Source organism: Ruegeria halocynthiae (assembly GCF_000743705.1).
Lineage (GTDB): Bacteria > Pseudomonadota > Alphaproteobacteria > Rhodobacterales > Rhodobacteraceae > Ruegeria > Ruegeria halocynthiae_B.
On the sequence record NZ_JQEZ01000001.1, the window covers coordinates 739,701 to 766,527 of the forward strand.

At 59.9% G+C, this 26,827-nt stretch carries 22 protein-coding genes and 1 pseudogene; 11 read left to right on the forward strand and 12 right to left on the reverse strand.

The window, feature by feature from the left end; translation table 11 throughout:
• Nucleotides 1-3: 3 nt before the first annotated feature.
• From glmS to JT51_RS03610, 3 genes and pseudogenes are all read left to right on the forward strand, one after another.
• On the forward strand, nucleotides 4-1,824 hold the full coding sequence (glmS, locus tag JT51_RS03600) for a glutamine--fructose-6-phosphate transaminase (isomerizing) (RefSeq protein WP_037307906.1): 1,821 nt from the start codon (nucleotides 4-6) through the stop codon (nucleotides 1,822-1,824).
• 3 nt (nucleotides 1,825-1,827) lie between these two features.
• Nucleotides 1,828-2,397, forward strand: coding sequence for a pyridoxamine 5'-phosphate oxidase family protein (locus JT51_RS03605; protein WP_037307909.1), 570 nt, complete (start codon nucleotides 1,828-1,830; stop codon nucleotides 2,395-2,397).
• Nucleotides 2,378-3,064: pseudogene (locus JT51_RS03610) on the forward strand (DNA alkylation repair protein). The gene JT51_RS03605 and the pseudogene JT51_RS03610 overlap by 20 nt, the downstream one beginning before the upstream one ends.
• Here JT51_RS03610 and JT51_RS03615 read toward each other — a convergent pair.
• A complete protein-coding gene (locus JT51_RS03615) occupies nucleotides 3,052-3,468 on the reverse strand; it encodes a hypothetical protein (protein WP_037307912.1) in 417 nt (138 codons plus the stop codon). The pseudogene JT51_RS03610 and the gene JT51_RS03615 overlap by 13 nt on opposite strands.
• Nucleotides 3,469-3,558: 90 nt before the next feature.
• Between JT51_RS03615 and moaA the strand changes: the two genes are divergently transcribed.
• Both moaA and JT51_RS03625 read left to right on the forward strand, forming a co-directional pair.
• Nucleotides 3,559-4,566: a GTP 3',8-cyclase MoaA gene (gene moaA, locus JT51_RS03620; RefSeq protein ID WP_037307915.1), complete on the forward strand. Its 1,008-nt coding sequence runs from the start codon at nucleotides 3,559-3,561 to the stop codon at nucleotides 4,564-4,566.
• A gap of 1 nt (nucleotide 4,567) precedes the next feature.
• Nucleotides 4,568-5,890, forward strand: a complete 1,323-nt coding sequence (locus tag JT51_RS03625; protein WP_037307918.1) for a 3-deoxy-D-manno-octulosonic acid transferase — start codon at nucleotides 4,568-4,570, stop codon at nucleotides 5,888-5,890.
• Between the two features lie 47 nt (nucleotides 5,891-5,937).
• Here the strand turns inward: JT51_RS03625 and JT51_RS03630 are convergent, their stop codons facing one another.
• The 7 genes from JT51_RS03630 to JT51_RS03660 form a co-directional block, all read right to left on the reverse strand.
• A complete protein-coding gene (locus JT51_RS03630) occupies nucleotides 5,938-7,101 on the reverse strand; it encodes a M20 aminoacylase family protein (RefSeq protein WP_037309427.1) in 1,164 nt (387 codons plus the stop codon).
• 67 nt (nucleotides 7,102-7,168) lie between these two features.
• A complete protein-coding gene (locus JT51_RS03635) occupies nucleotides 7,169-8,311 on the reverse strand; it encodes an MFS transporter (protein ID WP_037307921.1) in 1,143 nt (380 codons plus the stop codon).
• A 69-nt stretch (nucleotides 8,312-8,380) separates the two neighbouring features.
• Nucleotides 8,381-9,658 (reverse strand): DUF3422 family protein, encoded by a 1,278-nt coding sequence (locus JT51_RS03640; protein ID WP_037307923.1) that lies wholly within the window; start codon nucleotides 9,656-9,658, stop codon nucleotides 8,381-8,383.
• Nucleotides 9,659-9,765: 107 nt separating this feature from the next.
• On the reverse strand, nucleotides 9,766-10,122 hold the full coding sequence (locus tag JT51_RS03645) for a VOC family protein (RefSeq protein ID WP_037307926.1): 357 nt from the start codon (nucleotides 10,120-10,122) through the stop codon (nucleotides 9,766-9,768).
• A 79-nt stretch (nucleotides 10,123-10,201) separates the two neighbouring features.
• A complete protein-coding gene (locus tag JT51_RS03650; RefSeq protein ID WP_037307929.1) occupies nucleotides 10,202-11,656 on the reverse strand; it encodes an NAD(P)(+) transhydrogenase (Re/Si-specific) subunit beta in 1,455 nt (484 codons plus the stop codon).
• Nucleotides 11,657-11,669: 13 nt separating this feature from the next.
• Nucleotides 11,670-13,241: a Re/Si-specific NAD(P)(+) transhydrogenase subunit alpha gene (locus JT51_RS03655; protein ID WP_037307932.1), complete on the reverse strand. Its 1,572-nt coding sequence runs from the start codon at nucleotides 13,239-13,241 to the stop codon at nucleotides 11,670-11,672.
• A gap of 129 nt (nucleotides 13,242-13,370) precedes the next feature.
• Nucleotides 13,371-13,820 carry a methyltransferase family protein gene (locus JT51_RS03660; RefSeq protein WP_037307936.1) on the reverse strand — a complete coding sequence of 150 codons (450 nt, stop codon included), beginning with the start codon at nucleotides 13,818-13,820 and terminating at the stop codon, nucleotides 13,371-13,373.
• Between the two features lie 182 nt (nucleotides 13,821-14,002).
• On the opposite strand from JT51_RS03660, the gene kynU reads away from it, so the two are divergent.
• Nucleotides 14,003-15,196: a kynureninase gene (gene kynU, locus JT51_RS03665; protein WP_037307939.1), complete on the forward strand. Its 1,194-nt coding sequence runs from the start codon at nucleotides 14,003-14,005 to the stop codon at nucleotides 15,194-15,196.
• Here kynU and JT51_RS03670 read toward each other — a convergent pair.
• Entirely contained in the window at nucleotides 15,189-15,767 is a 579-nt protein-coding gene (locus JT51_RS03670; RefSeq protein WP_037307941.1) for a TetR/AcrR family transcriptional regulator, read from the reverse strand. The genes kynU and JT51_RS03670 overlap by 8 nt on opposite strands.
• Before the next feature lie 99 nt (nucleotides 15,768-15,866).
• Here JT51_RS03670 and JT51_RS03675 point away from each other — a divergent pair, with 99 nt between their 5' ends.
• Nucleotides 15,867-16,331, forward strand: coding sequence for a (2Fe-2S)-binding protein (locus JT51_RS03675; protein WP_037307944.1), 465 nt, complete (start codon nucleotides 15,867-15,869; stop codon nucleotides 16,329-16,331).
• A gap of 3 nt (nucleotides 16,332-16,334) precedes the next feature.
• On the forward strand, nucleotides 16,335-18,575 hold the full coding sequence (locus tag JT51_RS03680) for a xanthine dehydrogenase family protein molybdopterin-binding subunit (RefSeq protein WP_037307947.1): 2,241 nt from the start codon (nucleotides 16,335-16,337) through the stop codon (nucleotides 18,573-18,575).
• Nucleotides 18,576-18,621: 46 nt separating this feature from the next.
• Here the strand turns inward: JT51_RS03680 and JT51_RS03685 are convergent, their stop codons facing one another.
• From JT51_RS03685 to JT51_RS03695, 3 genes are all read right to left on the reverse strand, one after another.
• Nucleotides 18,622-19,401 carry a gamma-glutamyl-gamma-aminobutyrate hydrolase family protein gene (locus tag JT51_RS03685; protein ID WP_037307950.1) on the reverse strand — a complete coding sequence of 260 codons (780 nt, stop codon included), beginning with the start codon at nucleotides 19,399-19,401 and terminating at the stop codon, nucleotides 18,622-18,624.
• A gap of 185 nt (nucleotides 19,402-19,586) precedes the next feature.
• Nucleotides 19,587-20,012: a GlcG/HbpS family heme-binding protein gene (locus JT51_RS03690; protein ID WP_037307953.1), complete on the reverse strand. Its 426-nt coding sequence runs from the start codon at nucleotides 20,010-20,012 to the stop codon at nucleotides 19,587-19,589.
• Nucleotides 20,013-20,066: 54 nt separating this feature from the next.
• Nucleotides 20,067-22,244, reverse strand: coding sequence for a malate synthase G (locus JT51_RS03695; RefSeq protein ID WP_037309429.1), 2,178 nt, complete (start codon nucleotides 22,242-22,244; stop codon nucleotides 20,067-20,069).
• A gap of 208 nt (nucleotides 22,245-22,452) precedes the next feature.
• On the opposite strand from JT51_RS03695, the gene pepN reads away from it, so the two are divergent.
• From pepN to JT51_RS03710, 3 genes are all read left to right on the forward strand, one after another.
• Nucleotides 22,453-25,005 (forward strand): aminopeptidase N, encoded by a 2,553-nt coding sequence (gene pepN, locus JT51_RS03700; protein ID WP_037307955.1) that lies wholly within the window; start codon nucleotides 22,453-22,455, stop codon nucleotides 25,003-25,005.
• Entirely contained in the window at nucleotides 25,002-25,430 is a 429-nt protein-coding gene (locus tag JT51_RS03705; RefSeq protein WP_037307958.1) for a hypothetical protein, read from the forward strand. Before pepN ends, JT51_RS03705 begins: the two co-directional genes overlap by 4 nt.
• Nucleotides 25,431-25,628: 198 nt before the next feature.
• On the forward strand, nucleotides 25,629-26,822 hold the full coding sequence (locus tag JT51_RS03710; RefSeq protein WP_152563288.1) for a hypothetical protein: 1,194 nt from the start codon (nucleotides 25,629-25,631) through the stop codon (nucleotides 26,820-26,822).
• Nucleotides 26,823-26,827 lie beyond the last annotated feature (5 nt).

Consider the following 26,827-nt stretch of genomic DNA (forward strand, 5'->3'; position numbering starts at 1 on the left):
ACCATGTGTGGAATTGTAGGTGTACTGGGTGAACACGAAGCCGCCCCGATTCTGGTCGAAGCCCTGAAACGGCTGGAATATCGCGGTTATGACAGTGCCGGTATCGCCACGGTTAACAACGGTGCCCTGGGGCGTCGGCGGGCAGTGGGCAAACTGGTCAACCTCAGCGATCTGCTGGTGCATGATCCCCTGCCCGGAAAATCCGGTATCGGCCATACCCGCTGGGCCACCCATGGCGCGCCCTCGGTGACAAACGCACATCCACACAAAGCCGGTCCCGTGGCCGTCGTGCACAACGGTATCGTCGAGAACTATCGCGAGTTGCGAGCCGAGCTGGCCGAACATGGCGTCGACTTCGTCACCGAAACGGATACCGAAACGGTGGCCTTGATGGCCGAGCATTACCTCAAATCCGGCCTGTCACCGGTCGAGTCCGCCTATAAGACCATTGACCGGCTCAAGGGGGCTTTTGCGCTGGCTTTCCTGTTCGATGGTCAAGACGACCTGATTGTTGCGGCCCGCAAGGGGTCGCCGCTGGCCGTCGGTCATGGGGATGGCGAAATGTACGTGGGCTCGGACGCCATTGCCCTGGCACCGCTGACCGACCGGATCACCTATCTTGAGGAAGGTGACCGGGCCGTGCTGACCCGAACATCGCTGGAAATCCGCAACGAAGCCGGAGAGCTGGCCAACCGTGAAACACGCCAGATCAAGCTGGATCAGGCGCAGGCTGACAAGGCTGGTCACAAGCACTTTATGGCCAAGGAAATCGCCGAACAGCCCGTCGTAGTGGCCGAGGCAATCCAGTCCTATCTGCCCACCGGCGGGGACGACGTTGTGCTTCCTGGTGATCTGGATTTCACCAAGCTGGACCGCCTGACCATGGTCGCCTGCGGCACCGCCTTCTATGCCTGCCTGACGGCGAAGTACTGGTTTGAACAACTGGCGAAAATGCCGGTCGAAGTCGATATCGCCAGCGAGTTCCGCTATCGCGAACCGCCGATCCCGGGTCGCACGGCGGCCCTGTTTGTCAGTCAATCGGGCGAGACCGCCGACACGCTGGCTGCCCTGCGATATTGCGAGGGCAAGGCTGATAAGATCGTGTCGGTTATCAATGTCCCCGAAAGTTCGATCGCGCGCGAAAGCGATATCGCTTTGCCGATCCATGCAGGGGTCGAAATTGGCGTGGCCTCGACCAAGGCGTTCACCTGTCAGCTCAGCGTTTTGCTGATGCTTGCCCTGAAGGCTGCGGCAGACCGCGGCACCCTGACAGATGAGGAACTGGCCGATCATGCCGCGGCGCTGCGCGGTCTGCCGACCGCCCTGAACAGCGCACTGGATCAAAACCGGGAAATCAAGAAGTCCGCCCAGCGCCTGTCCGAGGCCCGCGATGTTCTGTTTCTGGGCCGGGGGTTGATGTACCCGTTGGCGATGGAAGGCGCGCTGAAACTCAAGGAAATCAGTTATATCCACGCCGAAGGTTATGCATCGGGTGAATTGAAACACGGCCCCATTGCCTTGATTGACAAACATATGCCGGTGGTTGTCATGGCCCCGCGCGATGCGGTCTTCGACAAGACCGTATCGAACATGCAAGAAGTGATGGCGCGCAAGGGCAAGGTCATTCTGGTATCGGACGACGATGGCATCGCCGAGGCCGAGGATGGCGTCTGGAGCATCATCCGGATGCCTCACGTTCATCCCAGCCTGGCACCGATCCTGTATTCGGTTCCGGCGCAGCTGCTAGCCTATCATACCGCAGTGGCCAAGGGTACGGATGTGGACCAACCCCGCAATCTGGCGAAATCCGTAACGGTGGAGTGACCGATGGCCAAGCAATTCCCGGAACTGGACAGCGCCCAGCGCAAATTCATCGAAGACCAGCACATGTTCTTTGTTGGAACGGCAGGCCCTGAGGGGCGGGTCAATATCTCGCCCAAGGGGATGGATTCCCTGCGTGTTCTGGGACCAAACCGGATCGTCTGGATGAACCTGACCGGCAGCGGCAATGAAACCGCCGGGCATTTGCTGGAAACCAATCGCATGACGCTGATGTGGTGTTCGTTCACGACAAGGCCGCTGATCCTGCGAACCTATGGCACGGCCCGCACATCGCATGTGGGGGATGCGGGGTGGCAGAAACTGGAGGCATTATTCCCGGACCACCGCAGCGCGCGGCAGATTTACGATCTGGATATTGATCTGGTCCAGACATCCTGTGGCTACGCGGTGCCGTTCATGGAGTACCAGTCAGAACGCGACACGATGCAGAAATGGGTCGATGGCAAATCCGATGATGACATCCAGGCCTATTGGGTTGAGCGGAACCATCAGACCATCGACGGCAAACCCACCCGCGCCAATGACAAACCCACAAATGCTGAACACCTATCTTGATCAGATAAAGGCGCACGCCGATCCTGATCGCGCCGAACAGATGGCGGCTTATCACAAGATCGACCGCCCCTATCTGGGCGTCGCGAACCCTGTCCTGAACGACCTGACCAAGGCGTGGCGGCAGGAACTGGACGTCAACGCGCGCGTGAATCTGGCGGATACCCTGTGGCAAACCAACATCCACGAAGGCCGTCTGGCTGCGGCAAAGCTGCTGACGCAGGCGCGTATTCGGCCGGACGAGGCGGTCTGGAACCTGCTACAAAGCTGGCTGCCTGACTTTGACGCATGGGCGGTGGCCGATCATGCCAGCATGGCGATGCAGAAACGCCTGTCCGCCGATCCCGCGCGGTTGGAACAGGTGGAAAGCTGGACGGCATCAGACCACATGTGGACCCGGCGCGCGGCGCTGGTGGCCACCCTGCCCTGGACCAAACAAAACCACCCCAAGCCTGAGGATCTGGCGCGGCGCGACCGTATCCTTGGCTGGGCGGCAGTCTATGTGCCCGACCGCGATTAGTTCATCCAGAAAGCCATTGCCTGGTGGCTGCGCGAGCTGTCCAAACATGACTCGGCCCGCGTGATCGCCTTTCTGGGTGCACATGGCGAGGCGATGAAACCCTTTGCCCGCCGCGAAGCCGGGAAATACCTGAAAGATCAGTTGGAATAGACCTCAAGCTCTACCAACTCGTCGAATGGCAATAACAGCGCCCGCATCGCATCCAGGGACAAACGGCTGCCACCGCTTGCAGGCCCTTGGGCCGGGACCAGCGTGATATAGGCTTGCGCCCCGGTTTTGGGCACGACGACCCGGCCGGTGAATTCGGTATCAACCAGCGGCGTCTCAAGCCAGCGGCCCGGTGTTGTCGGATCGCCCAATCCGGCGATCGTTGTTTTTGCCCCAAGCCAACCGGCAGCGGTGGCTGCTACGGGCTCTGGTTCGATTGTTTCCTCTGTTACGGCCGGTTCCGCTGTGTCAGGCGTCTTGTCGCCCCCCAACACACGGACTGTCGTCGACCGCACAGCGTCGCACCCCGCCACCAGAATACACAAAGTCAATAGCACATATCTCATGGCAAACTCCTATCGCTCTGTGCGCATCTGTACCAGCCCAAAGCACAGTTGCCCCTTGTCGCAGGCCACTCTCAGCTTTACCTATGTCGCATGACAGCTCCTCTTATTGATCCGTTCGCACGTGCCATCACGTATCTCCGCGTCTCCGTCACGGACCGCTGTGATTTTCGCTGTGTCTATTGCATGTCCGAGGACATGAAGTTTCTGCCAAAGAAAGACCTGCTAACTTTGGAAGAACTGGACCGTATGTGCTCTACCTTTGTGGGTATGGGGGTCGAGAAACTGCGTATCACCGGCGGCGAACCATTGGTGCGCCGCAATATCATGACGTTTTTCAACGCGATGACCCGGCATCTGGACAGCGGCGCGCTGAAAGAACTGACGCTGACCACCAATGGCTCGCAGTTGCATCGCTTTGCCGATGATCTGTATGCTGCGGGTGTGCGCCGGGTGAATATCTCGCTGGACACGCTGGACGATGACAAGTTCGCCCAGATCACCCGCTGGGGGCGCCTGAAGCAGGTTCTGAACGGCATCGACGCCGCGCAAAAGGCCGGGCTGCGGATCAAAATCAACGCCGTGGCGCTGAAAGGCTTCAACGAACCAGAGCTGCCGACGATCACAAAATGGTGTGCTGAACGCGACATGGACCTGACCTGGATCGAGGTCATGCCCATGGGCGATATCGGAAACGAGGATCGTCTGGATCAATACTGGTCGCTGAAGGACGTGCGCAAGGAATATGAAAACCATTTCACCGTGACCGATCTGACCGAACGGACAGGCGGGCCTGCGCGCTATGTGCGGCTTGAAGAAACCGGGCAAAAGATCGGCTTCATCACACCGCTGTCACATAACTTCTGTGAAAGCTGCAACCGCGTGCGCCTGACCTGCACCGGCGAGCTGTTCATGTGCCTCGGCCAAGAGGACATGGCCGACCTGCGCGGTGCCCTGCGCGACCACCCCGACACCGAACAGCCGCTGGAAGACGCGATCCGCGCGGCAATCCACCTGAAACCCAAAGGCCACGACTTCGATTATTCCCGCCAGGCCGTCGACGGCAAGATGAGCCGCCACATGAGCCACACAGGCGGCTGACATGGCGGAACTGCGGGGCCGCCCGACGCTGCTCTACCACTTGTATTGCGGTCTGACCTCAGCCGTCGCGCCGTTTGCCTGGCGAACGGTGCGGAACAAGCTGCAGGCGGCGGGTGTTCCCAACGCACGGCAGCAGGAAAGGCTTGGCCACGCCAGCCTGCCCCGGCCAGATGGGCAATTGATCTGGTTTCACGCCGCCAGCGTCGGCGAAACCCTCTCGGTCATCAGCCTGATCAAACGTCTTGGACACCGCTTGCCAGAGGCCGAATTCCTGATCACTTCCGGCACCCCGACGTCGGCTGCGCTGATCGAAAAGCGTATGCCGCCTCGCACACGCCACCAATACCCACCGCTTGACACCGCAAAGCCGGTCCGATGCTTTCTGGATCACTGGCACCCGGATGCCGGTGTCTTTGTCGAAAGCGAAATCTGGCCGCGCCTGATCGTCGAAAGCGCTACGCGAGGCGCACCGCTGGCGCTGCTAAATGCGCGGCTGTCGGATAAATCCGTCGAAGGCTGGAAAAAGCGCCCGAAAACGGCGTGGTTCATATTGGATCGTTTCCGCCTGTTCCTGACCCAGAACGACAAGACGGCCCAGAACCTGATTGCCATGGGCGCGCAGGCCGACCGGGTCCAGCCTGGCACCAACCTCAAGGCCATGTCCGACCCGCTGCCCGTGGATCAAACCAGCTTGTCCGAAATCCGTGCGCAGATCGGCGATCGCCCTCTTTGGATCGCCAGCTCCACCCACGCAGGCGAAGAAGAAACGGTTCTGGCCGCGCATTCCACAATGCAAGCCCGTTGGCCCGATCTGCTCTTGCTGCTGATCCCGCGCCACCCGGAGCGTCGTACGGAAGTAGCCACATTGCTGGACAAGGCCGGTCAAACTGCCGCTTTCCGTTCAACCCAGGACAAGATCACACCGCAAACCCAGGTGTATGTGGCCGACACTCTGGGCGAAACGGGCACATGGTATGCATTGTCCCCCATTGTCTTTCTGGGCGGATCACTAAAGGAAATCGGCGGCCATAACCCATTCGAACCGGCACAGGCCGGGGCTGCCGTGATTACCGGGCCGGGATACTTCAACTTTGCCGAAACCTTTGCCCCATTGATCGAAGCCGGTGGCGCGCTAAAGGTGAGCACCGCGTCAGAACTGACACAGGCGGTCACAACTTGGCTCTCAGATCAGTCAGCACTGGATGCGGCACGCGCAGCAGCAAAATCTTGCGTCAACACTCAAAAATCCGCACTGGATTCGATTGTCGACACCCTTTGCGTTCAACTTGACCTGTCTGACACGACCCCTGCTTCATCTGGTTAAAAATATCCCGGGGGTGCGGGGGCAGAGCCCCCGCGTTGCCCGGATGTTCAACCCGCCGGCATCCGCTGTTCTACAATCTCAGCCCACCAGCTGCACCCGGCCGGAATGGCCTCATCGTTGAAATTGTACTCTGGATGATGCACGGCCGCCGTTTCACCATTCCCAACCAGAATGTACGCGCCCGGCCGTTCCTGCAGCATAAAGGCAAAATCCTCGCCGCCCATGATCAGGGGTGCATCGTCACACCCACCCGATACCGCACGCGCAACATCCGCGGCGAAATCGGTTTGCTCGTCGCTGTTCACCATCACCGGATAACCCCGGTAATAGGTCACATCTACCGCCCCTCCGAATGTCACGGCGACCCCGTCACAGATTTCCCTAATGCGCTTTTCCGCAAGATCGCGCATCTCTTCGCTCATCGTGCGGACAGTGCCCTTCATCTTGACGGTCTGGGGGATCACGTTGAACGCGGTAGATGACGTTTCAAAGGCCGTCACAGAAACCACAACCTGATCCACCGGGTCGGCATTGCGCGCGGCGATGGTCTGCAAAGCCATAACCGCCTGTGCCGCCATCACCGTTGTGTCCACCGTTTCATGCGGCTTTGCCGCGTGGCCACCCTTTCCCTCGAAGGTGATATCGTACTGATCCGTTGCTGCAAAAAACGCACCGGGACGAATTGAGAAACTGCCAACCGGACGTCCCGGCCAGTTATGCATCCCATAGACTTCCTGAATACCCCAGCGATCCATCATGCCATCGTCGCACATCTCGCGACCGCCGCCGCCGCCTTCTTCGGCGGGTTGAAAGATCACCACGGCGGTGCCGTCGAAATTCCTGGTCTCGGCAAGATACTTCGCGGCCCCCAACAACATTGCAGTATGCCCGTCGTGGCCACAGGCATGCATCGCACCATCGGTTTTCGAGGCATAGTCCAAACCGGTGGCCTCAAGTATCGGCAAGGCGTCCATATCCGCCCGCAGCCCGATCACTTTGCCGCCCGTATCGACCTTGCCCTTGATCACGCCGACAACCCCTGTTCGACCAATGCCAGTCACGACCTCATCGCAACCAAACGCCTTCAGCTTGTCCGCCACCAGCGCGCTGGTGCGATGCGTTTCAAACAGGATTTCGGGGTTCTGGTGAATATCGCGCCGCCATTCGGTGATTTCGCCCTGCAGTTCCGCGAAGCGGTTTTTGATCGGCATGTTCTTCTCCCATTTCATTATCTTGACCAGCCGCCCGGCACCCTGATCAGAACCGATGGCCACACATCTAATCCAAAGATACAGGCCGCAACGTCGCGGATAACAGAACGATCAGAACGGCCAGCGGCAGCAAAGCCGTGAATGCCAGTCGTAATGTAAGCATCTCTGCCAGAATCCCAATAAGCGGCGGGCCGATCAGCAAGCCTCCGTAACCCAGCGTGGCGACACTGGCGATGGCCTGACCCGGTGGGACATGCGGGTCACTGGCCGCCCTGCTGAAGGCCAGCGGCATGATCACGGCATAGCCGACCCCCATCAAGGCAAACCCCGCCAATGCCAGCCCCGCCGCTGCGGCAGACACCACGCAGCACACGCCAAGCGCCGCGCAGACCCCGCCAAAACGCGCCGTGGCGACCGGGCCGAACCGGGCGATGGCCAGACCACCTGCCAACCGGAACGCCACCATCGTCACGGAAAAGACCGCATACCCCAGCGCCGCGACGCTTTCGGTGGCGCCGCTGACATCGCGCAGGAATATCGCGCTCCAATCCGCCACCGCGCCTTCCCCTAACGCGCCACACAACGCGGTCAGCCCCACAAGGACCAAAGCCCCCGACGGCAACGCAAAACCCGATCTGGCCGCAAGCGCGCTTTGGCGCGAGGTCCAGCGCACCCAGGACAGAGCAAGGGCAAACCCGGCCACAAGCCCGCCTGCCAACAGAAAGTGCTGCACCACCGTCAAACCCACTTGAACAGCTCCATACCCACTAAGCGCGCCAAGGCCCGCCCCAAGGCTCCACATCGCGTGGAACGAGGACATGACCGGCTTGTCAAAGGTCTGTTCAACCTCGGCCGCCCAGGCGTTCATGGCAACATCCATTGAGCCATGGAAAGCCCCGAACACAAACAGGCAGGCCGCCAGCGCCCAGAACCCGCCCGCCATGGCCAACAGGATCAGCGACAGCGTATACAGCACGGCGATGATGCGGGTCAGAACCACCGCGCCGAACCGGTCGGTCAGACGCCCGGTAATCGGAAAGGAACACACTGCCCCCGCCGCCATGAACAACAGGCCATAACCCAGCGCCTCATGTGTCAGGTCCAGCCTGTCGCGCACCGCCGGAATGCGGGACGCCCAGATCCCAAACAATGCGCCGTTAAGGATGAACATGGCAGCAACAGCCCGCCACGCGGCCACAAGCCCGATCACGGAAATCCCTTCGCACTCAACGTAAAACCCCGCTGTTTTACAGGCCGGCCGCGGTTTGGCAAATGCGGATTACGCCAGTCGTTTGCGGATTCTTCGAATTGCGACCCAAACCATCAGCACCACCGGAAGGGTGACCGCCGCCGTCAGCATCCCCTTGCTGATCCCGGCCCCGGTCAACGGAAACAGCAGATAGCTGGTCAGCGAGACCGCATAGTAGCTGATCGCAACCACCGAGAGCCCCTCGACCGTGTGTTGCAGGCGTAAGGCCAGATCGGCGCGGCGGTCCATGTTTTCCAGCAACGCCTGGTTCTGCGCGCTGCGCTCAACATCGACACGTGTCCGCAACAGCTCTCCGGCGCGGATGGCCCGATCAGACAGCGCCTGCAGGCGGCGTTCGGTGGATTTCACCGTTCGAATGGCCGGATCATACCGGCGCATCATGAAATCGGCAAAGCTCTGACGGCCCTCAAACCGTTCTTCACGCATAACCTCGATCCGCTGATTCACGATGGCCTCATAGGCCCCCGTGGCCCCAAACCGGAACGCGCATTGCGCCGAAAGGGTTTCAAGCTCGATCGAGGTGGACAGCAGCTCGTGCAGCAATTCGTCGGGTTGGGCGGAATTGTCGGTCATCTGGCCCATGAGTTCGGTCAATTTCCCGTCCAACGCGCCGATGCGCGCCGCCATCTGTTTGACGCGGGCAAAACCCAGCATCGACATCGCCTTATAGGTTTCGATCTCACACAGCCGCTGAATGATGCGGCCTGTCCTGCGCCGACCTGTTCCCTTGGTGACAAACAGCGCAAACCGCATGTGACCGGCCGGATCAATGCGGAAATCGCTGGCGCAGATGGCGGCGTCGTCCAGAACCCGCGCCACCGCAAGGCTTTCTGGTTCAAACCAATCGGTCAAAGCATCCTTGATCTCGTCATCCGCCTGATGCTCGACCACCCGGATCATGGCCGAGGTGACCCGCTGACCCGGGCTGGCCATCAGCCAATCAGGGGGGAAGACTTCGAAATCAGCCGGGTTGAACGGGCGATCACTGACGTTCTGAAAGATCGCGGTGTAGGTCACGAATTCGGTATGCTGTTCCCATTTCAGCCAATGGCGACCGATCTGCCCGGCGTAGTGGGTTGCCTGCGGTTGCGGGTGCTGCGCACCGTGGCGATCCAGCAGATTGATCAGATGCGCCAGATCCTCGTCCCGATCCCGCGCCACGGCGGTTTCCTGCTTTTTGATGGCCAGAAAAACCACAGTACACGGCGTCGCCGCCACCGGGAAAGGCCGCGCGTGCAGTTCATTGGCCAGCGCATAGCGCAGCGGGTGGTCGTCAATGGGCGTCATGCAGGGCTCCGTTTCATCCGAGGCACTATACGTGACGCCAAAAATACATCAATTCTTATTTTATTTCATACACTTAGCTGAATGCAACAGTATACAATTCCGCTATCTCATTGATTTGGCTGCCACAGCTCGACCGGATTGCCCTCGGGGTCGTGAATACGGGCGAACTTGCCAATCTCACTGTCCCATTCCGCGCGGGTTTCAACGGTGATTCCGGCGGTTTCCAGCTGAGTGATCATGGCCGCCAGATCATCGACCCGAAAGTTGATCATCCATTGCTGCTCGGCCCGCCCAAAGTAATCCGTGTCCTGCGCAAAGGGGGCAAACACTGTGTATCCTTCACGCTGCTTCCAGGGCATCGGGTCGTAGTGGTTGACCCCAAGATGCGTTTCATACCAGGCGCTCAGCGCCTTGGGGTCGCGGGCGCGGAAGAACACGCCGCCTATGCCGTTTACCTTTTCCATGGGTCACCTCCTTTGCGGTCAGCATACAACGAAAAAGGCGCCCGCATGGGGCGCCTTTTCGAGTGTTATCTTAACCGGATCAGTCGATCATCGGCAGCAGCTTGTCCAGCGACTGTTTGGCGTCGCCATAGAACATGCGGGTGTTCTCTTTGAAGAACAGCGGGTTTTCGATGCCCGAATACCCGGTACCCTGACCACGTTTCGAAACAAACACCTGCTTGGCCTTCCAGCATTCCAGAACCGGCATACCGGCGATGGGGCTGTTGGGATCATCCTGCGCCGCAGGGTTCACGATGTCGTTCGAACCGATGACGATGGCCACATCCGTTTCGGGGAAGTCGTCGTTGATCTCGTCCATTTCCAGAACGATGTCATACGGCACCTTTGCCTCGGCCAGCAGCACGTTCATGTGACCCGGCAGACGGCCCGCAACGGGGTGGATCGCGAAACGAACATTCTTGCCATTGGCGCGCAGTTTGCGGACCAGTTCGGACACCGATTGCTGCGCCTGCGCCACCGCCATGCCGTAACCGGGGATGATGACAACGCTGTCGGCATCGTTCAGAGCCGCAGCCACACCGTCGGCTTCGATGGCAATCTGTTCGCCTTCGACAGCCATCTGTTCACCCTGCGGGCCACCAAAGCCACCCAGGATCACGCTGACAAAGTGGCGGTTCATCGCCTTACACATGATGTAGGACAGGATCGCACCCGACGAGCCCACCAGCGCGCCAACCACAATCAGAAGGTCGTTGCCCATCGAGAAACCGATGGCCGCAGCCGCCCAGCCCGAGTAGCTGTTCAGCATCGACACAACCACCGGCATGTCCGCACCACCGATACCCATGATCAGGTGATAACCGATGAACAGCGCCGCCAGCGTCATCAGGATCAGCGGGAACAGACCGCCCGAGGACGCGTACCAGATCAGACAGATCAGCGACAAACCCGCCGCCGCCGCGTTCAGCGCGTGACCACCGGGCAGCTTGGTCGCCGCCGATGACACTTTGCCCGCCAGCTTGCCATAGGCAATGACCGAACCGGTAAAGGTGATCGCGCCGATGAAGATGCCCAGGAACAGTTCGACATGCAGGATCGCCAGCTCGGCCGAGGTCTTCTTGGCGATCAGCTTGGCAAAAGCGCCCAGATCGGACAGGTCCGCCTCTTTCGCGCTGTCGGCAATCGCCATGACCTGCGCCACGTTGCCGATCTCGAAATGCGCGTTGAAACCAACGAACACAGCCGCCAGACCAACCAGCGAGTGCATCGCGGCCACCAGCTGCGGCATCTCGGTCATCTGCACGCGTTGTGCAACATATTGACCGATCAGGCCACCGCCCACGATCAGCAGCAGCGACAGCAGCCACAGACCGGAACCGGGGCCGACCAGCGTGGCAAAGACCGCCAGCGCCATACCGACGATGCCATACCAGACCGCGCGTTTCGCGCTTTCCTGGTTCGACAGCCCGCCGAGTGAAAGGATGAAGAGGACAGCCGCAACAACGTAGGCGGCAGTAGTGAAGCCAAATTCCATGTGCCCGGCCTCCTTAAGATTTCTGGAACATGGCAAGCATGCGTCGGGTTACGAGGAAGCCGCCAACGATGTTGATCCCGGCCATGAAGACCGAAAGCGCCGCCAGCAAAATAACGAGGAACGATCCCGATCCAATTTGCATCAGTGCCCCAACGATGATGATCGACGAGATCGCGTTGGTGATGGCCATCAGCGGGGTGTGCAAGCTGTGCGCGACGCCCCAGATCACCTGGAAGCCAATGAAAATGGCCAACACAAAGACGATGAAGTGCTGCATGAAGCTGGCCGGTGCGACCAGCCCCACCAACAGCATCAGCGCGCCACCGACACCCAGCAAGGTGAACTGCTGCTTGGTCTGCGCCTTGAACGCTGCAATCTCTTGCGCGCGTTTTTCTTCCGGCGTCAGCTCTTTGATTTCGACCTTCGGCTGCGCTGCAATCGCCTGAATCTTGGGCGGTGGCGGCGGGAAAGTGATCTCGCCCTCATGGGTCACGGTTGCGCCGCGGATCACGTCGTCTTCCATGTCGTGATTGATCTGGCCGTCTTTTTCCGGGGTCAGGTCGGTCATCATGTGACGAATGTTGGTCGCATACAGCGACGAAGACTGCGCCGCCATCCGGCTGGGAAAGTCGGTATAGCCGATGATGGTCACGCCATTGTCGGTCACGATCTTCTCATCCGCGACGGTCAGCTTGCAGTTGCCGCCTTTTTCAGCCGCAAGGTCAACGATGACCGAGCCCGGCTTCATGCTTTCGACCATGTCCTTGGTCCAAAGCTCGGGCGCCTCGCGGTTGGGGATCAGCGCCGTGGTGATGACGATGTCGATTTCCGGTGCCAGTTCGCGGAACTTGGCCAGCTGTGCGTTGCGGAACTCTTCCGACTGGACCGACGCATAACCACCGGTGGCCGCACCATCCTGCTGATCTTCTTCAAAATCCAGATAGACGAACTCGGCCCCCATGGATTCGACCTGTTCGGCCACTTCGGGGCGCACGTCGAACGCATAGGTGATCGCACCCAGCGAGGTCGAGGTCCCGATGGCGGCCAGACCGGCCACACCGGCACCGACGATCAGAACCTTGGCAGGCGGCACCTTACCGGCGGCTGTGACCTGACCGGTGAAAAAGCGGCCAAAGTTGTTACCCGCCTCGATCACCGCACGATACCCGGCGATATTGGCCATGGACGACAGCGCATCCATTTTCTGGGCGCGGGAAATACGCGGCACCATTTCCATGGCGATCACGTTGGCGCCCTTGGACTTGGCCAGTTCCATTCCCTCGGCGTTGCCCGCCGGATTGAAGAAGGAAATCAGCGTCTTGTCTTTGGTAAGGCGCTTCATCTCGGCTTCGGTCGGGATCCGGACCTTGGCAATAATGTCCGAGTTTTTCCACAGCGACGCGGCGGTCTTGACGATCTCGACGCCTGCAGCCTCATAGGCCTCGTCCGAGAAACCGGCCGCATGGCCCGCCCCTTTTTCGATGGCGCAGTCATAGCCTAGTTTCTGCAACTGCACGGCAGAATCCGGCGTCATCGCGACCCGGTTTTCACCGTCCAATACTTCCTTTGGTGTGCCTATTTTCACTGGCAATCCCCCTAATTCTGACTCGCTCCGAGTGGGTGGTCGGTTATGTTTGTTAAGCAAATATGTATCTTGCGCAACATTATTTCGCAAGCGCAGCATTCGTTACGTGGTGTCACCGCCCCATTCATACTAAATCCACCTACGTGTCTTGCGTTCGTAACGGGCGAAATCGGCGCGGAATGTGCGGCGCAGGCGGTCTTCTTCGGGCAGGATAAAACGGCGTTCCAGCACCCAGACGAAAACCGGTATAAGGATCAGGGACAACACGGCATCGAACCGCAAAATCAACCCGGCCAGGATCAGAACGTCGCCCACATAAATCGGGTTGCGGCTGCGCTTGTAGATGCCGGACTGCACCATGGCGCTGGGTGTTTCATGGGGAATGACCGTTGTCTTGTGCCGGCGAAACTCGACAATCGCCAAAGCCGCCAACAAAATGCCGCCCCCGATCAGAATACCGCTCAGCAAATCGGTAAAGCCGCTGTCCAACGACAACCCCAGCGGCAGAAATCGCGCCTGCAGCCAGGCCAGCAGTGCAAACCCAACAAGCCAGACGGGCGGTATGTCGATCCGGCGCATTCCCAATCCCCGCAATTGACGACACGCGTGGGCATGTCGTTTCTGAACGATGTCCTACCGCTTTCGGACCAGATTGGCAAAGTTCAGGTTGTCGCATCAATGGACAGTCAATGGACAGGCACATATGGATCAGATAGGCCGAAGGGAACCACCGGAACACAACACAAGGTAGTGAGTTGTTCATGACCGACTTTGCCGCGACCAAAGCTATGTTCGACCTGCCCAAAGGCGTCATCTACCTTGATGGCAACTCGCTTGGCCCGTTGCCGCGTGCCGCGGGCGCGCGGGTGAAGGATATGATGGAACAGGAATGGGGGCAGATGCTGATTACCGGCTGGAACAAGGCCGGGTGGATGGGCTTGCCGACCGGGCTGGGCGATCGCATTGGCCGGTTGATCGGCGCGGCCCCTGGTACCGTAGTGACGGGCGATACCCTGTCGATCAAGGTGTATCAGGCCGTCGCCTCGGCGCTTGAACTGCGCCCGGACCGCAAGGTCGTGCTGTCGGACAGTGGGAACTTTCCCTCGGATCTTTACATGGTGGACGGCCTGCTGCGCTCTCTCGGGTCGGACTACGAGTTACGCGTTGTTGCGCCCGAGGACGTGGCCGCACATATCACCGATGATGTTGCCGTTCTGATGTTGACCGAAGTCGACTATCGCTCGGGTCGCATCCACGACATGAAGACGCTGACCGAACTGGCGCATACCAACGGCACCCTGACCGTCTGGGATCTGGCCCATTCCGCCGGTGCGATTCCGGTGGACCTGTCTGGCTGCAATGCTGATTTCGCGGTTGGGTGCACATATAAGTACCTCAATGGCGGCCCCGGCGCCCCGGCCTTTATCTATGTCGCTCCCCATCTGGCGGACCGCGCGCGCCCTGCCCTGTCAGGCTGGCTTGGGCACGAGACCCCTTTCGCCTTCGATCTGGAATACCGCCCCGGCGGTGGGGTTGAGAGGATGCGGGTCGGCACCCCTCCGATCATCCAGATGACCGCCCTGTCGGCGGCGATGGATATCTGGGATATGGCCGAAATGTCCGATGTGCGCGCCAAATCCATCGACCTGACCGAGCTGTTCATCGCCCGCGTCGAAGCCACCTGCCCGGATTTGCAATTGGCTAGCCCGCGTGACCCTGCGCAGCGCGGCAGCCAGGTCTCGTTTCGGTTTGCCGAAGGTTACGCCGTCATGCAGGCCCTGATCGCGCATGGAGTGATCGGAGATTTCCGCGCGCCAGAAATCATGCGCTTTGGCTTTACGCCGCTGTATATCGACGCGCAGGATGTGGAACGTGCTGTCGACATACTGGCCGATGTAATGCGAGATCGCGTGTGGGACGCACCGGAATACATGGTGCGCCAGCGGGTTACCTGACCTCTAGCCCCGCGCCGATCAACGCGGCGAGCTGCACGACCCGCTTTTCATAGTCATCAGCCCCTGCGCTACTCAGCTTGAGGCCCTTGAGCGTCGCGGTAATCGTCCGGGCGGTTTCCGCGGCGTCAGTGAACAGACGCACCCGCCCGGCCTGTTCCTGCTGCGACAACCAATCCGCATACAGCCCCGCCAGTTGCGCCTCACCTTCCGAGATGATCCCCGAGGACATGGATTTGGTGGCATCCAGCATCTCAAGCCCATGGGGCGAGGCCAGGATCACAGCCATCCCTTCTGTCTGGGCCCGGATCGCCCGGGCCAGAACATCCGGCACGGGGCCTTGCATTGCCAGCGCCGCAGCAACTGCCGCGCTTTTTTCCGTATAGTAAACTTGGGTCAGCCTGCTGACGATCGCCTCTTTGTTTTTGTAATGCAGATACACCGCAGGCCGGGACATCCCCGCCCCCCGCGCAATGTCATCCATCGAAGTTTTTCGAAAACCATATGTGGCAAAGGCCTGAAAGGCCGAACTTAAAATCGCCTTTTGCCGTGAATCGTCAACAGTCTCTGTCATACCTGAACTCGTGACATTTTTTGTTTATTTTGTCAATTGACACAATGACAAAATACATCAATTATGTCAGAAACCAGCCACAGCTACGAGAGGTGCGCCATGGCGACCGCCCTAACGATCAACGGAAAGCAACATCAGGTGGATCTGCCCGATGACGTTCCCCTGCTTTGGGTGCTGCGCGACGAGGTCGGCCTGACCGGCACCAAATTCGGCTGCGGCGTCGCCGCCTGCGGGGCCTGCACTGTTCATATTGATGGCGAAGCGGTGCGATCATGTCAGGTGGCGCTTTCGGATGTCTGGGGTGATGTGACCACGATCGAAGGGATCGGATCACCGGATGCGATGGCCACCATTCAACAGGCCTGGACCGATCATCAGGTGGCGCAATGCGGCTATTGCCAGTCGGGCCAGATTATGCAGGCCGCGGCGCTGCTGGCGGAAAACACCGCCCCGTCGGACGCGGATATTGACGAGGCCATGCAGGGCAACCTGTGCCGCTGTGGCACCTATCCCCGCATCCGCGCCGCGATCCATGACGCGGCCGCCAAACTGAAGGAGGCGTAACGGATGGCTTCTGTTGGTAAAATCCTTCGCCGTACGTTTCTGATCGGCTCGGCCGCGATTGTCGGGGGTGTGGCGTTCGGTGCCTATTACGTCAGCCGTCCCGCCGCGAACCCGTTGAAACCCGGCAAAGGGCAAGCGGCGCTCAGCCCGTTTGTTCTGATTGACCAGAACGGCGTAACGCTTTTCGCCCCCCGCGCCGAGATGGGACAGGGGGTCAAAACAACCTGGGCAGCGCTGATTGCCGAAGAACTGGATGTGGATCTGGATCAGATCACCGTTCTGCACGGCCCGGCGGCTGCGGCCTATTACAACTCGGCCTTGATCGGCGAGGGCCTGCCCAACAAGGGTTATGACGTTTCGGATTTCCAGCACAATCTGGGCGAAACCCTGGGTGTGCTTGGCAGAACGCTGGGCCTTCAGGTCACTGGCGGTTCGACCTCGATGAAAGATGGGTTTGAACGGATGCGTCAGGCCGGTGCCTCGGCGCGTGAGACACTCAAGCGCGCGGCGGCCAGCCGTCTGGGCGCTGATCCTGCGGAACTGAAGACCGCTTCGGGGTATGTCATCGCCCCCAATGGCGACAGGATCGCTTACACGGATCTGGCGGTGGATGCCGCCGGGCTTGAACCGGTCGACATACCCCTGCGCGACCCATCGCAATGGCGCTATTTGGGTCAGACACAGCCACGGCTGGATATGGCTGAAAAAGTGACAGGTACAGCGGAATTCGGTGTCGATGTCCGCCTGCCCGGCATGAAATTCGCCTCGGCTCGCATAAACCCCAAGTTGGGCGGGGTGATGAACGGTTTTGACGACAGCGCCGCAAAATCCATGCCGGGGGTCGAAAAAATCGTCGATCTGGGCAACGGGGTCGCGGTTGTTGCCAACAACACCTGGCTGGCCAATCAAGCGGTCGAAGCGATTGACGTCGATTGGGGCGACGCCCCCTATCCGCCCGAGACCGATGCGATCTTTGCCAAGATCGCCAAGGCCTTTGACGACGCCCCGAACTCGACCATGCGTGATGATGGCGACGTCAGCGTCACACCCGACGGTGCAGCCGAGGTCACGGCCGAGTATCAGGTGCCCTATCTGGCCCACGCCACGATGGAGCCGATGAACGCCACCGCGTTGTTCACCGGCAAGACACTGGATCTGTGGTGCGGCAATCAGGCCCCGACGCTGATCCGGCGCCATGTGGCCGGTATCGCCAATCTGGATACGGATGCGGTTGAGGTTCACACCACCTATCTGGGTGGCGGGTTCGGTCGGCGCGGCGAACTGGATTTCGGTGAGATTGCCACCAAGGTTGCCATGGCGCTGCCGGGCACGCCGGTTCAAACAACCTGGAGCCGCGAAGAAGATATGCGTCACGATTATTACCGCCCTGGCGCGATCGCCCGGATGCGGGGCGCGGTCAAAGATGGCAAGGCGGTTCTGATCGACGGCAAGGTTGCCGCGCAATCCAGTGTCCATCAGGTGGTCGGGCGGTACACCGGGCTGCCCGGCGGCGGGCCGGACAAGGTTTTGGTCGAAGGCTTTTTCAATCAACCCTATGCGGTGCCGAATTACCGCATGAGCGGCCACATCGCCGATTTGAAGGTGCCCGTGGGGTTCTGGCGCTCGGTCGGCAACAGCTACAACGGGTTCTTCCACGAAACCTTCATGGATGAGATGGCCCATGCCGCAGGCCGCGACCCGCTGGAATTCCGGCTGGAGTTGATGAAAAGCGAACACGCCCCCTCGGCCGGTTGCCTTGAAGCCGTGCGTGACATGTCAGGCTGGACTGGCCAGACGCCGGATGGCGTGGGACGTGGCGTGGCGTTCACCTACAGTTTCGGCACCCCGGTCGCGCAGGTGATCGAAGTGGTCGACGAAGACGGCACCATCCGCATCAACAAGGCGTGGATCGCCTGCGACATGGGGCTGGCGCTGGACCCGGAAAACGTCAAGGCGCAAATGTTCGGAGGCATGATGTACGGCCTGTCGGCGGCTTGTTTCGGCGAGATTACCTTTGCCGAGGGCGCGGTCGAGCAATTCAACTTTCCCGACTATGACGCAATCCGCATGCACACCGCCCCGCAGGTTGAGGTCCGCGTGCTGGAAACCAACCGCCATATGGGCGGCGCTGGCGAACCCGGCACGCCCCCTTCGATGCCGGCACTGGGCAATGCGCTGTTCGATCTGACCGGGCAGCGCGCCCGCAGCTTGCCGCTGATCAATCAGTTTGATTTGCTGATCTGATCGCCACGCGCGGACCCGGTCCTTCGGTGCCGGGTCGGTGCGCGTTTCAAGCGGATTGCTGGATCAGCCGGGCGTCCGAGCCCGCGGCCCAGGCCTGCACCGCCCTACCGAACGCCTCAAACAAAGGGCGCGAAACGGGATCGTTCACAGCATCCCATTCCGGGTGCCATTGCACCGACAGGGTAAACCCGGGGGCATCCTGAACATAGATCGCTTCGGGGGTTCCATCCGGGGCATGGCCATCAATGACAATCCTTTGCCCAACGGTCTTGAGCCCCTGCCCGTGCAACGTATTCGTCATCACCTCGGTCGCGCCCATCAGCCGGTGGAACACACCGTTTTCGGACAATTTCACCACATGGCGCAGGGCGAATTTTTCCTCAAGCGTGCCATCAGGCGGCATCCGGTGGTTCAGTCGCCCCGGCAAGTCACGGATTTCAGGGTACAATGTCCCGCCCATCGCAACGTTGACCTCTTGAAATCCGCGGCAGATGCCAAAGAATGGCTGCCCACGATCAACACAGGCCCGCACCAGCGGCAGGGTGATCGCGTCGCGGGCGCGGTCGAATTCGCCATGGGCTTCGGTGGCAGGCTCGCCGTATTCCTCGGGGTGCACGTTGGGGCGGCCACCCGTCAACAGGAAGCCGTCGCAGGTCTTCAACAACTCTTCGACCGTGACATAGCGTGGATCGGCAGGGATCAGCAGCGGCAGACAGCCCGAGACATTGGCGATCGCATCCGAATTCATCGTCCCACCGGCATGGGTCGGATATTGATCGTTCATTAAGTACGAATTGCCGATGATACCGACGATAGGTCGAGACATTCTGCGTTCCTGAATAATTCCCTAATCTATCAGGAAGGCTATCGACAGTGTCAGCCGCGCGCAACAGCACAAGACCTGCATGTCAGCGCAAGCTCTTGTTCAACCCTGCACATGTCACCAACTACCCCAGCACTGTCATCGTTGGGGGGCAGAGAGCCACGCAGGCTCTCTGCAAGAGCTTGCGATCAAACCTCGCCGGTCAGCCCGGCGGCTTCGATACCGGCCAAAGCGGCGGCGGCGTCATTGTCCGAGGTATCGCCTGTCACACCGACGGCACCGACAATTTCACCCTTTCGATCCCGCAGCAGAACACCCCCCGGCACGGGCACAACCTGCCCGCCGTAAACACCGTTTACGGCCGCCATGAAATAAGCCTGCGCCTCAGCCCGCTGCATTTGCGCGGTGCCGGCCATCCCCAACATGACCGAGCCATAAGCCTTGCCATGCGCGATCGCAAACCGGCCCGGTGCCGCGCCATCCTCGCGTTCAAAGGCGATCACGTGGCCACCCGCGTCCAGCACCACGACGGAAAGAGGCTTCAGCTCCAACTCGTGCCCTTTTTCAAGGGTTTTGCGGATGACCGTGCGGGCCTTGCGAAGAGAAATTGCCATGTCGTGTCCTAACGTTCAAAAAAGGTCCGGTTTGATCCAAGCAGGCACAGCCTTTTAGTTCAGAAGGCTTGCCTTAAGCTCCAGACGACGCGCGTGCAATACCGGCTCAGTGTAACCCGATGGCTGCACGCGACCCTTGAATACCAGATCACAGGCCGCCTGAAAGGCAATCCCGTCAAAACCGGGCGCCATCGGGCGATACGCCGCGTCGCTCTGGTTCTGGCGGTCCACCACAGCGGCCATCTTTTGCATCGCGGCCATGACCTGTTCTTCGGTAACGACACTATGGTGCAGCCAGTTGGCCAACGCCTGCGAGGAGATCCGGCATGTCGCACGGTCCTCCATCAGACCGATATCATTCAGGTCGGGCACCTTGGAACAGCCAACACCGTGATCGATCCAACGCACCACATAGCCCAGAATGCCTTGCGCGTTGTTTTCGATCTCACGCGTGATTTCACCATCGCTAAGGTTGCGCCCACCCAACAAAGGGATGGTCAACAAATCATCCAGCGTGCCACGGGCACCAGCAGCCGCCAGTTCATCCTGACGGGCCAGCACGTCGACCTTGTGGTAATGCGTCGCGTGCAGGGTCGCGGCTGTTGGCGACGGCACCCATGCACAGGTCGCGCCGGATTGCGGATGGCCGATCTTGGCGTCCAGCATATCACCCATCCGATCAGGCATCGCCCACATGCCTTTGCCGATCTGCGCCTTGCCCTTCAGGCCGCAAGCCAGACCGACATCAACGTTGCGATCCTCATAAGACGCAATCCACGGCGTGTTCTTGATGTCGCCCTTGGGCAGCATCGGACCCGCCTCGATCGAGGTGTGGATCTCATCCCCTGTGCGGTCCAGAAAGCCGGTGTTGATAAAGGCCACGCGCGATTTCGCGGCGCGAATACATTCCTTGAGGTTGGCCGAGGTGCGGCGTTCCTCATCCATGATCCCCAGTTTGACGGTATTGCGCGGCAGGCCAAGGATATCTTCGACCATGTCAAAGATTTCGACCGAAAACGCGACCTCTTCCGGCCCGTGCATCTTGGGCTTGACCACATAGACCGATCCGGTGACCGAGTTGCCGCCATCACGCTGCATGTCATGCATCGCGATCATCGTTGTACACAGCGCATCCATCAGCCCCTCGCCGATCTCATCGCCCTCGGCATCCAGAACGGCTGGATTGGTCATCAGATGGCCCACATTGCGCACCAACATCAGCGAGCGGCCCTTTAGCGTGGCCTGTTTGCCATCAGCGGTGGTGTATTCCACATCCCCGGCCAGTTTTCTGGTGAAAGTTTCGCCACCCTTTGTGACCTCTTCGGTCAGATCACCCTTCATCAGGCCCAACCAGTTACCATAGGCCACCACTTTGTCGGCGGCATCGACACAGGCCACCGAATCCTCGCAGTCCATGATCGTGGACAGGGCGGATTCCAGATGCACGTCAGCAATACCCGCCGGATCGGACGCGCCGATGGGTGTCGATCTGTCGATCACAATTTCAGCATGAAGGCCATTCTTTTCTAAGAAGACAGAAGTTGGTGAAGCCGGGTCACCTTTGTAACCCACAAAGCGGCCCGTTCCGTGCATTTGCGATCCATACATGTACGCTCTTTCACCGTCATCCAGTGTTGCAACGAGGTTTCCATCTTCAACAGCAATGCCAACGACACTTGTCCAATCATCAATTGCTGGCGTGCAAAAGAAGCCCAGATGATACTTGGCCCAGGCAATCACGCGTGCACCGCGCTCTGCGTCATAGCCTCCACCCGCTGGTAAATCGCCCATCGCGTCAGTACCGTAAAGCGCATCATAAAGGCTGCCCCAGCGCGCGTTGGCTGCGTTCAGGGCAAAGCGCGCGTTGGTGATTGGCACGACCAGTTGCGGACCGGGGGTCAAGGCAATCTCGGGGTCGACATCTGCGGTTTCGATCTGGAAGGCATCGCCTTCCTCGACCAGATAGCCGATCTCGCGCAGGAAGTCCTGATAGGAAGTGGCGTCATGCGCCTGCCCTTTGCGATCCAGATGCCAGGCGTCTATCTGGCCCTGTATCTTTTCCCGCTTTGCCAGCAGCGCTTGGTTTTTGGGGCCCAATTCGGACACCATCCGCGACAGACCGTTCCAGAACGCGTCGGCCGCAACCCCAGTTCCCGGCAGTGCCTGGCTTTCGATAAAGCTGGCCAGAACCGTGTCGACCTGAAGCCCGTTGTGCGTCTGTCTGCTGTTCATGATTTCTATCTCCCGCGAATGTGCGCCATTGTATGCCGTCTGCATTTAGGACGATTGTTTCCGATAGGCAACTTGCCCCGCCGTATCACGGTAAAAAAATTTTACCAAAATTTTGGATCGGGTCGGCGCAGACACAGGTTGCACCGCTTGCAGCCCATCGCCGCAACCCATAACGTCGCGCCTGACATGAACCGATGCGAGGCCCCCGATGCGTGACGCCGCCCCCACGACGATCTACCTGAAAGATTACACGCCCTTTGGCTATCTGGTGGACAGTGTGCACCTGACGTTTGATCTGGCCGCCCACGCAACCCGCGTCACATCTCGCATCGCATTTCGCCCGAACCCGGCCGCCACCGACCGCACGTTTTTCCTGCACGGCGAGGAACTGACCCTGATCCGCGCAATCGTCGATGGGGCCGAGGTCACGCCCGAAATCACCGACAAGGGCCTGACGGTTGATGTTCCTGACGCGCCTTTCATATGGGAGGCTGTAGTTGAGATCGACCCGGCCAACAACACGGCGCTTGAGGGGCTGTATATGTCGAACGGCATGTATTGCACCCAGTGTGAGGCCGAAGGGTTCCGCAAGATCACCTATTACCCCGACCGCCCCGACGTGATGTCAACCTTTACCGTCCGCATCAACGGCGACTTGCCGGTGCTGCTGTCCAACGGCAACCCGTCGGGCAAGGGCGATGGCTGGGCCGAATGGTCAGATCCCTGGCCCAAACCCGCCTATCTGTTCGCGCTGGTTGCGGGCGACCTGATCGCCCATCCCGGCCAGTTCACCACCATGTCAGGCCGTGATGTCGAACTGAACCTCTGGGTCCGCCCCGGCGACGAGGGCAAATGCGCCTTTGGCATGGAGGCGCTGAAAAAGTCGATGAAATGGGATGAGGAAGTCTATGGCCGAGAATACGATCTGGACGTGTTCAACATCGTGGCCGTGGATGATTTCAACATGGGCGCGATGGAGAACAAGGGGCTGAACATCTTCAACTCCTCGGCTGTTCTGGCCAGCCCCGAAACCTCGACCGATGCCAATTTCGAACGGATCGAGGCGATTATCGCGCATGAGTATTTCCACAACTGGACCGGCAACCGGATCACCTGCCGGGACTGGTTTCAGCTATGTTTGAAAGAGGGCCTGACTGTCTTTCGCGACGCGCAGTTCACATCCGACATGCGCTCGGCCCCGGTGAAACGCATTCACGACGCTATCGAGTTGCGTGCACGGCAATTCCCCGAGGATAACGGGCCGCTGTCCCATCCGGTTCGGCCCGAAAGCTTTCAGGAAATCAACAACTTCTACACCGCAACCGTTTATGAGAAAGGTGCCGAGGTCATCGGTATGCTGAAACGGTTGGTCGGTGATGACGCCTATGCCACGGCGCTGGACCTTTATTTCGACCGGCACGACGGACAGGCCTGCACAATCGAGGACTGGATCAAGGTATTCGAAGAAACCACCGGCCGCGATCTGAGCCAATTCAAGCGCTGGTACAGCCAGTCCGGCACGCCCCGCGTTGATGTGACCGAGGATTGGAAAGATGGCACCTATATCCTGACTCTGTCTCAACACACGGAACCGACGCCGGGCCAGTCTGAAAAGCTGCCGCAGGTGATCCCGGTGGCCGTGGGATTGCTTGGCGCCAACGGGGATGAGGTGCGCGCGACCGAGGTTCTGGAACTGACCGAAGCCCGGCAAAGCTTTGAGTTCACTGGGCTGGCGGCCAAGCCCTTGGCCTCGATCCTGCGCGATTTCTCGGCACCGGTCATTCTGGAACATGACCACTCGAACGCCGAACGCGCCCTTCTGTTGGCGCATGACACCGATCCGTTCAACCGCTGGCAGGCGGGGCGGTCACTGGCGCAGGACACATTGCTGCGCATGATCCGCGAAGATGCGGCACCGGGCGCCAATTATATGGACGGCATTCTGGCCGTATTGCGCGATCGCGATCTGGACCCTGCCTACCGCGCGCTGATGCTGGGGCTTCCAACCCAATCGGAACTGGCCGCGACGTTGTTTGATCAGCAAGAGGCACCCGACCCCATCGCTATCTGGACAGCGGTCGAAACGCTGCGGCAAGCGACGGCACAGCACGTTCAGGACCTGCTGCCGCGCCTGCACAGTGAAACTGTGATCGACGCCGCCTTTAGCCCCGATGCCGATCAGGCGGGCAAACGTGCGCTTGGCGGCGCGGCCCTTGCCCTGACATCGCGGCTGGACGGCGGCGCAAAGGCGGCCGAAGAATATCAGGCTGCCGGCAACATGACCCTTCAGCTGACCGCCCTGTCCTGCCTGCTGCGCGCGGGCAAGGGCAACGCAGAGCTTTCGGGATTTTATGACCAGTGGCAGCACGACCGTCTGGTGATGGACAAGTGGTTCGGCTTGCAGGTGTCGATGGCCACGCCCGACGCCACGGTCGATATCGCGGATAGGCTGACCCAGCATCCCGACTTCAACTGGAAAAACCCGAACCGCTTTCGCGCGGTCATGGGTGCGCTGGCCATGAACCACGCCGGGTTCCATCGCGCGGATGGGGCCGGATATGCGTTGCTGGCGGACTGGCTGATCCAACTGGACCCGGTCAACCCGCAGACCACGGCACGGATGTGCACGGCCTTTCAGACATGGAAACGCTATGACAGCGACCGTCAGGATCTGATACGCGCCCAACTGACCCGCATTGCCGAAACACCGAACCTGTCGCGCGACACGACCGAGATGGTTTCCCGCATTCTTGACGCATGACGCCGTTCACTTTCACCCGCCAGAACAGGTCACCACGAGCTGTTGCAATACTGATCTGCGTCTACGCGGCGCTGATTGCCCTGGTGGTTCTGTTTGACGCGGCGTGGTGGCTGGCCGGTTTGCTGTCGCTTTCAACACTGCCCGCGTTGTGGGATATCGCGCGGGACACGCAGGCCGGGCTGCATCTGGACCAAGACAAGCTGAGTTGGTTCACGGGGCACCGCACAGCCGAGATCGCCCTTTCCGATATCGACCACGTCCGGTTCGATACCCGCTGGGATTTTTCAGTGCGTGTTTCGCTGGTTTTGGCGTCGGGCAGGCGGATACGGCTGCCTGATGAATCAGCCCCACCGCACATGGAATTCGAGCCTATTTTGCAGCAAGCCGGTATGCGGGTAGAGCGGCATCATTTCACCGCTTTTTGAAACAATATCGCCTAAATTTACCAATTGACCACTCCTGACATCCAGTTCAACGCATAAGCCTTGAATTTGAGACGAATTCCAGCCAATGTACCAAGCTAGTTTGCCAGTGTTTCAACGGTTCCGAGTTTTACCATGTTTCGGTTTTTCAGGGCACATGCCGCCCACCCCTCATCTTTGTCACTCCATTCAACGCCCGAAATGCGCACTGTGGACTCCTCGGGTGCGTCTGCGCTGCCGGATCAGGGGACGCTGAATATCCCACTTGCCGATGCACGAGCCGAAGATTTGGTTAACCATGAAACCATTGCGCATGGCCGATACCTGGCAAGGCAAGACAAATGGGCCGAGCTGTCGCAACAATTGCGCAAGGCAGACGACGCGCGTGCAACTTCGCCCGACGGCACCCCCATTGCGGATCTACTGGCATTTGGCGCGCGCTCGGATGTGGTTCAGGCGGTTGAGCACGCCTTGTCCGATGGCAAAGCGTTGTCCGAATATGATTTGCTGGGTGGAATTTCCGAGCTTGAAGACGAAATGCATGCACACGACAACGAACCGATGATCGCTTTGGTGGTCGCTCTGGCGCATATTGACCTGGCCTGGGCGTGGCGCGGCACGGCAACAGACGCAACGCTGCCCCCCTTACATCGGTCCCGGTGCGCGGCCCATTTCGACCGGGCGGCAACAATCCTGCCAATTTGCCGTGCGGCTGCACCACAAAGCGCTTTGGTTGCCGCAGCGGGCTGTGCCCTGTTGGCAGGTCAGCGCAAAACGAACCTTCGCGTGGCAGATGAATACGAACGCCTGATCACGCTGGACCCGCACAATCAACGGCATATGCGCGCGATGGGAACCCACCTGTTGCCGCGCTGGTTCGGCAGCTATGAAGAGCTTGAAGTTCAGGCCCTGCGCACGGCGGCCCGCACTCACGACATATGGGGCGCTGGCGGTTATACCTGGGTGCAGTTCGACGCCATCACACTGGACCCAGAGGCCTGCGCCAGACTGGATGTTGAATACTTCCTGGAAGGCTTGCGCGATATCCTGCACCGCCGCCCGGACCAGCAAACGGTCAACATGCTGTCGGCCTATTGCGCGACCACAATCCAAAGCCACGCTGGACAGAACGAACAGGCCGATCAGGTGCGCGTCCAGATTCACGAGGCCGCCAACTGGCTGATCCGCGATCACCTGACGGAACTGCACCCACTGATCTGGGCCCATGCCGCCAACGGGTTCAACAACAGCGTTCGCATCAACTCGGCCGAGCGGTTCGCGGCCCGAGGCCACCGCCACGCCTTGCGGGCGATCGGTGATCTGTTCCGTGATGAGCTGGGCAGCGGCAAGGATGTGACGTTCACCCCCTCGGGTTTGCGCCTGTCCTCGCACTGATTCCC